Raw genomic sequence first — 12,984 nt, 5'->3', positions numbered from 1 at the left:
CGTGCCTCCGTAGCCACAGGGGGTGGGGTCACTTGGTGCCCAGGGCCTTCTGCAGGGCCTTGAGGTTGGACTCCATGACCTGGATGTAGTCGTCGCCCTTGGACTTGTCGGTGATGCCCTCGATCGGGTCGAGTACATCAGTCTTGAGGTTCGCGTCCTTCGCCAGGGTCCTGGCCGTCTTGTCGCTGACGAGCGTCTCGTAGAAGACCGTGGTGACGCCGTCCTCCTCCGCCATCTTCTGGAGGTCCTTGACGCGCTTGGCGCTCGGCTCGGCCTCGGGGTCCAGGCCGCTGATGGCCTCCTCGATGAGGCCGTAGCGCTCGGCGAGGTAGCCGAAGGCGGCGTGGGTGGTGATGAAGACCCTGGAGTCCGGCTTGGCGCCCTTGGCGTCCTTGGTGTTCTTCAGGCCGTCTTCGAAGCGCTTGTTCAGGCCATCGAGGTTCTTCACGAGCTTCGCGGTGTTCTTCTCGTACGTCGCCGCGTTGTCCGGGTCGGCCTTCTCCAGGGCCTTGCCGACGCCCTCGGCGACCTCGGCGTACTTCACCGGGTCCAGCCAGATGTGGGGGTCGGAGCCCTCGTGGCCGTGCCCGTGGTCGTGGCCTTCGTGGCCCTCTTCCTCATGGCCCTCTTCCTCGTGGCCGTGCCCGTCGACCTCGTCGCCGTGCTTCTCCATGCTGGTGAGGGAGGCGGCGTCGACCTTGGTCTTGATGCCGGACTGGTCGATCGCGTCGTCCACGGCGGGCTGGAGGCCCTTGAGGTACACCGCGACGTCGGACTCCTCAAGCTGCCCGCGCTGCTTGGCGGAGACGTCGAGGTCGTGCGGCTCCTGGCCGGGCTCGGTGAGGTTGGTGACGGAGACGTGGTCGCCGCCGATCTGCTCCGCGAGGTACTGCATGGGGTAGAACGACGCCACCACGTCGAGCTTGCCGTCCTTGTCGTCCGCGGCGGAGGAGGAGCAGGCGGTCAGCGCCGTGAGGCCGAGGACCGTCGCGGAGGCGAGGGCGGCGGTGGGTATGAGGCGTCGTCGTACGTTCATGACACTCATTTTCAACAAATGTGGAAACGATTGTCAACAAGCGGTCGATGTGACCCTGCCGGAGACCCTCTCGGAGGCCCCTGCCGGGAACCGATTTGATTAGGGGGGTCAGGCCGCCGGTAACCTGAGGCATTCGCCTCGCCCACCGTCTTATGAAGAGAGCACCGTGGCCGCCGACAAGATCGACACCATCGTCAGCCTGAGCAAGCGCCGTGGCTTCGTTTTCCCCTGTAGCGAGATCTACGGCGGCCAGCGCGCCGCCTGGGACTACGGACCCCTGGGCGTCGAGCTGAAGGAGAACCTCAAGCGCCAGTGGTGGCGTTACATGGTCACCTCGCGCGAGGACGTCGTCGGCATCGATTCGTCGGTGATCCTGGCGAGCGAGGTCTGGCAGGCCTCCGGCCATGTCGCGACCTTCTCCGACCCGCTCACCGAGTGCCTCTCCTGTCACAAGCGCCACCGCGCCGACCACCTGGAAGAGGCCTACGAGGCCAAGCACAACCGTCCCCCGGCCAACGGCCTCGCGGACATCAACTGCCCCAACTGCGGCACCAAGGGCCAGTTCACCGAGCCCAAGCAGTTCTCCGGCATGCTCGCCACGCACCTCGGCCCCACGCAGGACAGCGGCTCCGTCGCCTACCTGCGCCCCGAGACCGCGCAGGGCATCTTCACCAACTTCGGCCAGGTCCAGCAGACCTCGCGCCGCAAGCCGCCCTTCGGCATCGCGCAGATGGGCAAGTCCTTCCGCAACGAGATCACGCCCGGCAATTTCATCTTCCGCACCCGCGAGTTCGAGCAGATGGAGATGGAGTTCTTCGTCAAGCCGGGCGAGGACGAGCAGTGGCAGGAATACTGGATGGAGCAGCGCTGGAACTGGTACACCGGCCTCGGCCTGCGCGAGGAGAACATGCGGTGGTACGAGCACCCGAAGGAGAAGCTCTCCCACTACTCCAAGCGCACCGCTGACATCGAGTACCGCTTCCAGTTCGGCGGCAGCGAGTGGGGCGAGCTGGAAGGCGTCGCCAACCGCACGGACTACGACCTGACCGCGCACTCCAAGGCGTCGGGCCAGGACCTGTCCTACTTCGACCAGGAGGCCGGCGAGCGCTGGACTCCGTACGTCATCGAGCCCGCGGCCGGTGTCGGCCGCACGATGCTCGCCTTCCTCCTCGACTCCTACATCGAGGACGAGGCGCCCAACGCCAAGGGCAAGCTGGAGAAGCGGACGGTCATGCGCTTCGACCACCGCATCGCCCCGGTGAAGGTCGCGGTCCTGCCGCTTTCGCGGAACCCGGAGCTGTCGCCGAAGGCCAAGGGCCTGGCCAGCGCCCTCCGGCAGAACTGGAACATCGAGTTCGATGACGCGGGCGCCATCGGCCGCCGCTACCGCCGCCAGGACGAGATCGGCACGCCGTACTGCGTCACCGTCGACTTCGACACCCTCGACGACAACGCCGTGACGGTGCGCGAGCGCGACTCGATGAAGCAGGAGCGCGTCTCCCTCGACCAGATCGAGGGCTACCTCGCGACGCGGCTCGTGGGCTGCTGACGGGCGTACGCCTTCAGCGGGAAGCCCCTGGTTCCGGTTACGGAGCCGGGGGCTTCCCGTTTCCGGGACCGTTTGCGGGGCCGGGTGTCTGTACGAGGATCGCGGCGTCCTGCGGCCGCGGGGCGAGAAGCAGCGTCATGCCGTACGCGCGGGGCGCGGTCCCGTCCCCCGGGGTGATCTCGACCGTGCGTGAGGCGAAGTCACCCACCGAGCGGCAGGCCCACCACGCCGCCAAGTCCGGGCGTTCGGCGTGCAGTCGGGCGGCGGTGTTCCGGAGGGCCGCCGCCTGGGGGCGCCGGTCGGCGCGGGTGCGGAAGTGCCGGTACAGGTCCATGGCCACCGGCTCCCAGCCGGGCAGCAGCCGCTGATGCCGCGCGTCGCCGACCAGCAGGAGCAGCAGGTTGCGCCGCTCCTCGGGCAGCGTCGCGGGGTCCGGCCACAGAGTCGCGTACGCGCGGTTCCAGGCGAGGATGTCCAGCGCGGGGCCGAGGAGGAGGGCCGGGCTGGTGGGCCAACTGTCCAGGACCGCGCGGAGGTTCGGATCGTAGGCGGCATCGGCTTCAGCATTCGCTTCTGCCTCCGCTTCGGCCCCGGCTTCGGCCTCTGCTTCCCGCGGTCGCGCGGTGAAACCCGCCAGCGCGAGCGCGTGCCGATGGGCCGCGCCATCGAGACGCAGCGTGCGGGCCACGGCGTCAAGGACCTGCCGCGACGTGTCCACGCGGCCCTGCTCCAGCCACGTGTACCAGGCCACGGAGACGCCCGACAGTACGGCGACCTCCTCGCGCCGCAGCCCTGACGTACGCCTACGACCCGTACTCGGCAGCCCCACCTCGCCGGGGCTCAGCCGCTCGCGATGGGCCCGCAGGAAACCGCCCAACTCGCGCCTGACCGCCGCCTCTCGCACCGCAGCCGCTGTAGCCATGCGCCCAAGCCTATGACGTGGACTCACCCCTACAGACGCCTGTCTGGCCGGGGCCGCCCGGGGGACGGAGGCTGAACCCATGACCGAGACGACAAGCCCCGCGAGCCCCACCCCGGCGAACCTCACCCCCACGATGTGGCGCCGCCACAACGACTCCTCCGGCCTCACCGCACCCCGCGCCCTCATCCGCGTCTACACCGGCCCCGGCACCCTGGACGCCGTCGCGGCCTCGTACGAGCGCCTGCTCGGCACGGAACGCGACATGCGGTTCACGTACCCGGAGAAGAACCTCGCCCTCGCCGCCGTCGGCCCGTTCCTCCTGATCGAGGGTACGGAGGAGACCCTGGCCCCCTTCCGCGCGACGAACGGCACGCTGCTCGTCGACTCGGCGCAGGCGTACCTGGAACGGCTGGCGGCCGAGGGTGCCGAGATCACCGACCCCCTGACCAAGGTCCCCACCGGTTCCGGCTTCACGGCCCGCCACCGGGACGGCACGCTCATCGAGTACGTGGAGCACCGGCCCACGGAGGAGGGGCTCTAGGCGCGTACGACGGTGTCGCGTACGACGGTGCCGCGTACGACGGTGCCCGTCCGGTCAGGTCACACTGCCCGCCCGTACCTGGGCATCAGCGCCCCTCGCCGCGTATGCACGAAGAGTCGACGAAACCGCACCAGAGGCGAGGCTCCTTTGCGCGATCACCAGAATGTCCGGGGCGCCGAGACCGGCACCAGCCGCACCCCGGCCCACAGCCCGTCACCCGCGCCGCCGCACGGTCTGCACGATCCGAACGGTCTACTGAGCCTCCAGGCCACGGCGGGCAACGCCGCCGTGGTCCAGTTGCTCCGTCAGGCCGGCCACCAGCAGGACGAGCAGCCCGCGGTCCAGCGCTCCGCCGTCCACGACGTCCTGCGCACCGCCGGACGCCCCCTGGACGACGCCACCCGCGCCGACATGGAGAACCGGCTCGGCGCCGACTTCTCCGATGTCCGCGTGCACAACGACACGGCCGCCAGGGCCTCCGCCGCCGAAGTCGGCGCCCGCGCCTACACCAGCGGCAGCCATATCGTCATCGGGCAAGGAGGCGACGACGAGCACACCCTCGCCCACGAACTCACCCACGTCATCCAGCAGCGCCAAGGCCCGGTCGCCGGTACCGACAGCGGTGACGGCCTCAGGATCTCCGACCCCACCGACCGTTACGAACGCGAGGCCGAGGCGAACGCCACGCGCGTCATGTCCGCGTCCGTGCCCGAGGTCGCGGCCGCCGCCCCGCAGCGCGGGCGGCCGAGCCCGTCCGGACGCGTGGGTGCGGTGCAGCGGGCGGTCGCCGCCCAGGTGGACTCGGTGGACGGCCAGGCCGTCTCGGAGATCCACTTCGCGGGACGGCCCAAGTCGCCGTACTCCGACTCCAAGGGCGACCATTCCACTGCTCTCGTCGTTCAGCAGGAGGCAGTCAGGAGGGCCGTGCTGAACCGGAATCCGCAGGAAGCCGCGGCCAGTCTCCAGGAGCTTGCCCAGAAGACCCTCGACCTCCCCGGCGCGAAAGCGGTCGGCGATCTTCCGGAGGGCAAAAGGGCTGAGTGCCAGAGTGCGTTCGCGGCCTTGGAGATGACCATCGCTTCCCTGCTGTCCGGGAATGTTCCACCGGCGCAGCAGTTTCCTCTCGTCCAGAAGATGGTGACGGAATTTCTGCATTTCCGTGAACTCATCCCGTTCACCACGATGAATGTGGCGGCAGTCTCGCAAGGAACCGCAGGGAAAGGGAAGGCGGAGGCCGGGTCCAACCAGGTCCTGTCTGCGGCCTTCTCGGGTAATGTCTCGAATCCGGAAGCTGTCAAGGAAGCGATATGGAAACTCATGGACCGGGACGGGGTCGCGATCGTCGCCGCCGAGCACGATCCGGTCGTCCTGGCCAGGCTTATGCCAGGGATGAACCCGGATCTGCCCCCGGCAGCACGGGCGGAGATCATTATCAGACAGCACTTGATGTCTGTGGAGATGGCCTACCCCGACGGGGTCGCGAGTGTCTTCGGAAGTCAGGAAGCGGCACTGGCTGCGTTCAATACGGAAATCGGTCCCGTAATAGAGGGCCGGAAGCGGAAGAACAGATATTTCTATCTTGAGCGGTTGAAGCCCAGTACGGAAAACATCGAAAACCTCTACAGGAGGGGGGCGCACAACGACAAGCGTTCCTCCGGCGCTCTCCAGACGGAATGTGACGAGTGGTCGCGGCACGCGCGGGGTCTGGCGTTCAACGGAGGGGCGGTGCCGACCTTTCCGCAGCCTCCGGCGCCTACGGAGGGAAGGGCGAGCCGAAGCACGGCCAAACCGAGCGCGACCATGACCGATCTGGCCGAAATGATGAAGGCGGCGACCCTGGAAGGCGCCACCGGCCCGACCGGTCCATCCCCTACGGGCTCCTCCGCGACGGCCTCGGCGCAGGCCACCCCCCAGGTGAACACCGCACAGCCGGAACAGGATTCCGAGAGGCAACCTCTCACTTCTCAGATCGAGGTGGAGGGCGGCCGGATCAGTGCACTTCATTCCGGGGGTCGCAGTCCTTCCCCCTTCTCCAACACCATGGGGGCGCACACCACTGCTTGGATCGCCCACATGGACAGCATCCGCAGAGGACTCATCGGACGCACCCTCGACGAGGCGGCGTATTTCATTGTCACGTATGCTTTCAAAGAGGCCCAGGGCATGGAGAGCACGGTAGGCCAGGCATTCCGGCCTGCCGATGATGAGCAAGGCAGATATCATCTGGAACGATTGGCCACGGCCAAGGCCGACTTCCAAGCGCTCGCAGCAGTCCTGGGGGTTGTTTCGCGCGCGGCCTCCCAGGGCGACGACGCGACCTCCATGAAGCGGCAGCCGCTCCTTCTCCAGAAAGCGATCAATGCGCTCCTCACCTATATCAATTACATCCCCGGAGCGACCCTGGAGTCCGCGGACACCGCCGGTAAGGGGGAAGGCACTGCCAGGAAGAACCTGCGGAAACACGAGGACGGCTCTGTTCCGCTGCAGCGAGGGCATCTCCAGGCGTACCTGATGAAGCTCTTGGACGTTCCCGGAGAAGCCACCGAAGGCCAACTCGTCGCACTGGTGGAAAATCACCTGCGGATCGTCGGGACCGCCTATCCGAGATCGGTCGGTGATGCCCACCTCACGCGGGCCCGTGCGCTGGTGATCGCCAGGAGAGCCGCGCAGGAAAAGGGATGACGGCCGCTGGTCGCCGCTGATCCTGCCACGGCAGACGGCAGACGGCAGACGGCAGACGGCAGACGGCACACGGCACACGGTCAGGCCGTTTGTGACGCCCGGTCCGGTCCCGTGTCGGCCCCTTCCAGCCGCTCCGCCGTCCGTTCGGCGGTCCCCCGTGCCCACCGCCCGCTCGTCAGCACCCCGAGCACCAGTACCGCGAAGCCGCAGCCCGCGATGATCCACCAGCCGGGGCGGCTCGCCTCGGTGAAGTCGGTCGCGTACGAGGACGACGCGACGCCCGACGCCAGGACCGCGCCGATCACCGCGACGCCGAGCGTCTGGCCGATCTGTCGGCTGGTGGAGGCGACCGCCGCGGCGACGCCCGCCTGGGCGCGGGGCATCCCGGCGACCGCGGTGTTGGTGATCGGGGCGTTGACGAAACCGAAGCCGAGGCCGAAGAGGACATAGCCGACGAAGCGCGTGCCGACCTCGTTCTCCGCCTCGAACGCGGCGAAGAGGACGCCCGAGACCGTCATCGCCACCCCCGCGATCAGCAGCGACATGCGCGGCCCGCGGCTGCCGACCAGGCGGCCCGAGAGCGGCGCGCAGACCAGCGTCATGGCCGCCATCGGCAGCATCCACAGCCCGGCGTGCAGCGCGTCGAGGCCGTGTACGTCCTGGAGGAACAGCGTCGAGAGGAAGAGGAAGCCGCCCAGCGACGCGAAGGCGCAGACCGCGATCACCGTGGCCCCGCTGAACGGCGCCGACCGGAAGAAGCGCAGGTCGATGAGGGGATCGGTGCGGCGAGGCTCGTAGGCCAGCAGGCCGAGCAGGGCGAGCAGCGCCGCGCCGGCGAAGGCGAGGATCAGCGGTGACGTCCAGCCGACGGTGGGCGCCTCGATGATCGCGTACGTCAGCGCGCCGAGCAGCACGATCACCAGGAGCTGCCCGATCGGGTCCGGGCGGCGGGGCCGAGGGGCGCGGGACTCGGGGACGTACCGCATGGTCAGGAAGAGCGCGGCGAGGCCGACCGGCAGGTTGATCCAGAAGATCGAGCGCCAGCCGACCGAGTCCACGAGGAGCCCGCCGATCAGCGGGCCCGCCGCCATGGAGATGCCGACGACGCCGCCCCAGACGCCGATGGCGCGGGCACGCTCGCGCGGTTCGGTGAAGGTGTTGGTGATGATCGACATGGCGACCGGGTTGAGCATCGAGCCGCCCACCGCCTGGATCATGCGGAACGCCACCAGGCATTCGAGGTTGGGCGCGAGCGAGCAGAGCACCGAACCGAGGGTGAAGACGATCAGACCCGCCTGGAAGACCTTGCGGCGGCCGATGCGGTCGGCGGTGGAGCCGGCGAGCATGAGGAGCGAGGCGAGGACGAGCGTGTACGCGTCGATGGTCCACTGCATGCCCGAGACGCTCGCGTCGAACTCCTCGCGCATGGTGGGGAGGGCGACGTTCAGGACGGTGTTGTCGAGGCTGACGATCAGCAGGCTCATGCAGCAGATCGCGAGGACGAGCATCCGTCGGCGGTGGGTAAGTTCATCGGGCATGTATTCGACGGTAGCTTTCCGGAAGGATTTCGGCTCCCGCCCGACCGACCGTCCGTCGGGCCCGCTTGCGCGTCCGCCCCGGCCGCCCCGGCCGCTCAGGTCAGCTGTCGCGGCAGCCGCATGCTCACAAGCGCCAGGCCGAGCAGGCCGACCAGTTGTGTCCCGAGCACGAGGGTGAACGCGTCCCGCATGCCGAGTCCCGGCACCAGCGCGAGGAAGAGGGAGCCGATCGTCGCCACGCCCACCGCCAGGCACGACTGCTGCACGGTCGCCGCCAGGCCGCTGCCCGCGCCCGCCCGCGCGGCCGGCACGGCGGCGAGGACGATCCGGTAGTAGAGGGCGAGTTCGACGCCCTGGCCGAGCCCGCACAGGGCCAGGCCGGGTGCGAGCGCCAGGGGGCCGATCGAGGGCCACGGCAGCCACAGCACGGTCAGGGCGAGCACCGCGAGGCCCGAGCCGTGCACCAGCGCGCACACCGTCATCGCCCGGCCGCCGAGCCGCTTGACCAGGCGCGGGGCGAGGATCGACGCCGCGAACTGTGCGACGCCCATGGGGATCAGCGTCAGGCCCGCCTTGAGGGCGCCGTAGCCGAGCCCTTGCTGCAGCGTCACCGCGCTGACGAACATCCAGCCGCTGAACCCGGTGAAGATCGGCAGACCGAGGACGAGTCCCCTGCGGACGCCGGGTTCGCGCAGGAGTGACGGCGGCAGCAGCGGGCTGCCTCCGGTGTTCTCCGCCCGCCGCTCGACGGCCGCGAACGCCCAGGTGAGCAGGGGCGCGGCGGCGAGCAGCAGCACCGACCAGAGGGGCCAGCCGGTGGCCCGGCCCTCCGAGAGGGGGAGCAGCAGGGCGGTCAGTGCGGCGCCGAGCAGGAGCGTGCCGCCGATGTCGCCGCGCCGGGGCCGCTCGGCGCGGCTGTCCGGCACCGCGCGCACCGCGCACAGCAGGGCGGCCACGGCGACCGGTACGTTCACCAGGAACGCCATGCGCCAGCCGGTGCCCGCCGGATCGGCGGCGACGAGGACCCCGCCGAGCACCTGCCCGAGGACGACGCCGAGTCCGCTCACCGAGCCGTACAGCGCGACGGCCTTCGCGCGCCGCTCGCCCCGCGTCGTGGCGTGGATGGTGGCGAGGACCTGCGGCAGCATCAGCGCGGAGGCGGCGCCCTGCGCCACGCGCGCCGCCACGAGCCACCACGCGCCGGGCGCGAGCCCGCAGGCCAGCGAGGTCAGCCCGAAGGCGGCCACGCCCCACAGGAAGAGCTTCCTGCGCCCGTACGTGTCGCCGAGCCGGCCGCCGAGGACGAGCAGCACGGCGTACGCGACGGCGTAACCGGCGACGACCATCTCCAGGGTGGCGGGGGAGGCGCGCAGGTCGCGTTCGATGCTGGGCAGGGCGACGTTGACGATGAAGAAGTCGACGCTGGAGAGGGAGGCGCCGAGGAGGACGGTGATCAGACCGAGGGGGGTGAGGGCGGAGGGCTCGGGAAGCCCGGGAGAAGCGGCCGCGGGGGACTTGTCGGTGTGGGTTGCAAGAGTCACGTACACGACGATGTTGCGGTGCTCAGAGGGGTACCAGAGTCTCTTTATCCTGGTATCAGACGCACCTGGAAACAGGCTGCGCGATCGGACAGCCTTGGCCCATGACGATTACCGCCGCTGCGGCAGACCCCGGCGCCGACATCCGCAGGCAAGAGCTCGCCGCCTTCCTCCGCAGCCGCCGCGAACGCGTCACGCCCGAGCAGGCGGGGCTGCCGCGCGGCACCCGGCGCCGTACGCCGGGGCTGCGCCGCGAGGAGGTCGCGCAGCTCTCCAGCGTGGGCGTCACCTGGTACACGTGGCTTGAGCAGGCCCGGCCCATCAAGGTGTCGGCGCAGGTCCTCGACGCGATCGCGCGGGCGCTGCTCATGGACCCCGGCGAACGCGCCCACCTCTTCGCCCTCGCGGGGGCCGTCGATCCGCGCCCCGAGGCCGAGTGCACGGCGCTTTCCGCGCCGGTGCGGAGGCTGATGCACCGCGTCGCGCCGTATCCGGCCACCGTGCAGAACGGGCGCTACGACGTCCTCGCGTGCAACCGCTCCTGGACGCACGTCTTCGGCGACTTCGACGCGATGGAGCCGCGCGACCGCAACTGCCTGTGGCTCCTGGCCACCAGCCACAGCTGGCGGGAGACGTTTCTCGACCGGGACGAGATGCTGCGCGACCTGACCGCGAAGTTCCGCGGGGCCATGGCCGAGCATGGTGCGGAGCCCGCCTGGAAGGAGCTGCGGGACCGGCTGCTCGGGGTGTCCGCGGAGTTCCGCGAGCTGTGGGAGCGGCATGAGGTCGCGGCGATGTCCCCGCACGTCAAGCGGTATCAGCATCCGCGGGTGGGGCTGCTGAAGCTGGAGCACCGCATGCTGTGGATGGCCCCGCTGGCGCAGGCGCACCGGCTCATCGCGTACGTACCCGCCGACGACGAGTCGGAGGAGCGCCTGGAACGGCTGGCGGAGCTGTCGCGGGGATGACGGCGGGCGGAGTCGTCGCGGGGATGACGGCGGGCGGGGCTATCGCGGGAGTGAGGGACAATGGAGGGTCCCGTCGTCCGTCCCGGAGAGCCGCGATGCCGTCCCAGCCCCTGTCCATCGGCCCGCACACCGTGCAGCCGCCCGTCGTGCTCGCCCCCATGGCGGGCATCACGAACGCGCCGTTCAGGACGTTGTGCCGGGAGTTCTCCGGCGGCAAGGGCCTCTTCGTGAGCGAGATGATCACGACGCGCGCCCTGGTGGAGCGCAACGAGAAGACGATGCAGCTGGTCCACTTCGACGCGACGGAGAAGCCGCGCTCGATCCAGCTGTACGGCGTCGACCCGGCGACCGTCGGCAAGGCCGTCCGCATGATCGCGGAGGAGGACCTGGCCGATCACATCGACCTGAACTTCGGCTGCCCGGTCCCCAAGGTGACCCGCAAGGGCGGCGGCTCGGCGCTCCCGTACAAGCGTCATCTGCTGCGCGCGATCCTCCGTGAGGCCGTCAGCGGCGCCGGGGACCTCCCCGTCACCATGAAGATGCGCAAGGGCATCGACGACGACCACATCACGTTCCTGGACGCGGGCCGCATCGCGGTCGAGGAGGGCGTCACGGCGATCGCCCTGCACGGCCGCACGGCCGCCCAGCACTACGGCGGCACTGCCGACTGGGACGCCATCGCCCGTCTCAAGGAGCACGTGCCGGAGATCCCGGTGCTCGGCAACGGCGACATCTGGTCGGCCGCCGACGCGGTCCGCATGATGGACGAGACGGGCTGCGACGGCGTCGTCGTCGGCCGCGGCTGCCTCGGCCGCCCCTGGCTCTTCGGCGACCTGGTGGCGGCCTTCGAGGGCACGGGCGCGCCCAAGGCCCCGAACCTGCGCGAGGTCTCCGCCGTCATGCTGCGCCACGCCACGCTCCTCGGCGAGTGGATCGGCGACGAGTCGCGGGGCGTCATCGACTTCCGCAAGCACGTGGCCTGGTATCTGAAGGGCTTCGCGGTCGGCTCGGAGATGCGCAAGCGTCTCGCGATCACCTCCTCGCTGGCCGAACTGGAGGACGGGCTCGGTGAGCTGGACCTCGACCAGGAGTGGCCGACGGGCGCGGACGGCCCACGGGGCCGTACATCGGGCAACAACCGCGTGGTCCTGCCGGACGGCTGGCTGAAGGACCCGTACGACTGCGCGGGCGTGAGCGAGGAAGCGGAGCTGGACACGTCGGGGGGTTGATCCGCCCGACGCGTGGCTGCCGGTCCGCCCGACGCGTGGCTGCCGGGCCGTCCGGTGGGCGGCCGTCGGGCCGTCCGGTGGGCGGCCGTCGGGCCGTCCGGTGGGCGGCCGGTGGTCCGTCCGGCGCGTGGCCGTCGGGCTGCTCGGCATTCGGCCGGTGGTCCGTCCGGTGTGCGGCCGGTGGTCTGTCCGGTGCGTGGCCGTCGGGCCGCTCGGTGCGCCGCCGGTGGTCCGTCCGGCGCGTAGTCGTCAGTTCGGGCGGCGTCGCGTGGCCAGGAACATTCCGGTGGCGCAGGTGAGTTCGGTGACGACCAGGCGGGGGTCGCCGAAGAGCCGCTCGCGCAGGGTGGTGATCCGGGTGTAGCTCTCGGGGTGGGTGGCGTCGGCGATGTCGTCGATCAGAAGCGTGCCGCCGGGCCGCAGCGCGTCGACGACGTCGGCGAGGCCCGTCGTCTTGGCGCTCGGGGTGTCGGCGAAGACGAGGTCGAACGTGCCCTGGGAGGCGATGAGTTCAAGGGCGTCGCCCACCAGGACGGACACCCCGGGCGGCAGCCCCGCGGCACGCACGGACGCGGCCCGCTCGGCGTCCAGCTCCACGCTGAGCACCTCGACGTCCTCGCGCGCCCCGAGTCCGTGCGCGATCCAGGCCAGGCCCATCCCCGCCCCGGTCCCCGTCTCCAGGATGCGCCCGCCCACGGGCACCGCCGCCGCGAGTACGGCGAGGAGCGCGCCGACCTCGGGGTCCGACGACTTGTCGAACGCCAGTTTCCGTTCGCGGTCGTGGGCCAGGGCGACCCCGGGCGGCACCCGTACGGCGGCCTGCGCGTCGGTGCTCCGCTGGAGCCGGTCCACCTCGGCCGTGGTCAGAGGGTGGTCGAAGGTCAGGGTGACCCGGCTCGGGCGCGCGGCCTTTCGCGCCTGTTCGCCTCGGCCCTGCGGAAAATCGAATTGAGTCATGATGGCCTCTTTCTCCTTTCCTCC

Annotated in this window: 10 protein-coding genes; 5 read left to right on the top strand and 5 right to left on the bottom strand. The window is 70.2% G+C overall.

The genetic code is table 11. The features are described 5' to 3' along the window. Positions 1-28: 28 nt before the first annotated feature. Positions 29-1,036, bottom strand: a complete 1,008-nt coding sequence (locus ACWDZ7_RS06950) for a metal ABC transporter substrate-binding protein (RefSeq protein ID WP_451795476.1) — start codon at positions 1,034-1,036, stop codon at positions 29-31. A gap of 166 nt (positions 1,037-1,202) precedes the next feature. Here ACWDZ7_RS06950 and ACWDZ7_RS06945 point away from each other — a divergent pair, with 166 nt between their 5' ends. Further along, a complete protein-coding gene (locus tag ACWDZ7_RS06945; protein WP_451795475.1) occupies positions 1,203-2,585 on the top strand; it encodes a glycine--tRNA ligase in 1,383 nt (460 codons plus the stop codon). A gap of 37 nt (positions 2,586-2,622) precedes the next feature. Here the strand turns inward: ACWDZ7_RS06945 and ACWDZ7_RS06940 are convergent, their stop codons facing one another. Further along, a complete protein-coding gene (locus ACWDZ7_RS06940; protein ID WP_451795473.1) occupies positions 2,623-3,507 on the bottom strand; it encodes a helix-turn-helix transcriptional regulator in 885 nt (294 codons plus the stop codon). A 79-nt stretch (positions 3,508-3,586) separates the two neighbouring features. On the opposite strand from ACWDZ7_RS06940, the gene ACWDZ7_RS06935 reads away from it, so the two are divergent. Continuing rightward, positions 3,587-4,048, top strand: a complete 462-nt coding sequence (locus ACWDZ7_RS06935; protein WP_451795471.1) for a VOC family protein — start codon at positions 3,587-3,589, stop codon at positions 4,046-4,048. Between the two features lie 147 nt (positions 4,049-4,195). Next, the gene (locus ACWDZ7_RS06930) at positions 4,196-6,730 is read left to right on the top strand and encodes an eCIS core domain-containing protein (protein WP_451795469.1); all 2,535 of its coding nucleotides are present in this window, start codon (positions 4,196-4,198) and stop codon (positions 6,728-6,730) included. Between the two features lie 80 nt (positions 6,731-6,810). Here the strand turns inward: ACWDZ7_RS06930 and ACWDZ7_RS06925 are convergent, their stop codons facing one another. Continuing rightward, positions 6,811-8,268 (bottom strand): MFS transporter, encoded by a 1,458-nt coding sequence (locus ACWDZ7_RS06925; protein ID WP_451795467.1) that lies wholly within the window; start codon positions 8,266-8,268, stop codon positions 6,811-6,813. A gap of 95 nt (positions 8,269-8,363) precedes the next feature. Then, positions 8,364-9,809: an MFS transporter gene (locus ACWDZ7_RS06920; protein ID WP_451795465.1), complete on the bottom strand. Its 1,446-nt coding sequence runs from the start codon at positions 9,807-9,809 to the stop codon at positions 8,364-8,366. A 101-nt stretch (positions 9,810-9,910) separates the two neighbouring features. On the opposite strand from ACWDZ7_RS06920, the gene ACWDZ7_RS06915 reads away from it, so the two are divergent. Both ACWDZ7_RS06915 and dusB read left to right on the top strand, forming a co-directional pair. After that, a complete protein-coding gene (locus tag ACWDZ7_RS06915) occupies positions 9,911-10,774 on the top strand; it encodes a helix-turn-helix transcriptional regulator (RefSeq protein WP_451795464.1) in 864 nt (287 codons plus the stop codon). 95 nt (positions 10,775-10,869) lie between these two features. Continuing rightward, positions 10,870-12,003 carry a tRNA dihydrouridine synthase DusB gene (gene dusB / locus ACWDZ7_RS06910; protein WP_451795462.1) on the top strand — a complete coding sequence of 378 codons (1,134 nt, stop codon included), beginning with the start codon at positions 10,870-10,872 and terminating at the stop codon, positions 12,001-12,003. 249 nt (positions 12,004-12,252) lie between these two features. On the opposite strand, the gene ACWDZ7_RS06905 is transcribed toward dusB, so the two are convergent. Continuing rightward, on the bottom strand, positions 12,253-12,960 hold the full coding sequence (locus ACWDZ7_RS06905) for an O-methyltransferase (RefSeq protein WP_451795460.1): 708 nt from the start codon (positions 12,958-12,960) through the stop codon (positions 12,253-12,255). Positions 12,961-12,984 lie beyond the last annotated feature (24 nt).

It is taken from the genome of Streptomyces sp. NPDC003032, from assembly GCF_053591415.1.
This window is presented reverse-complemented; position numbering and strand designations above follow the sequence as displayed.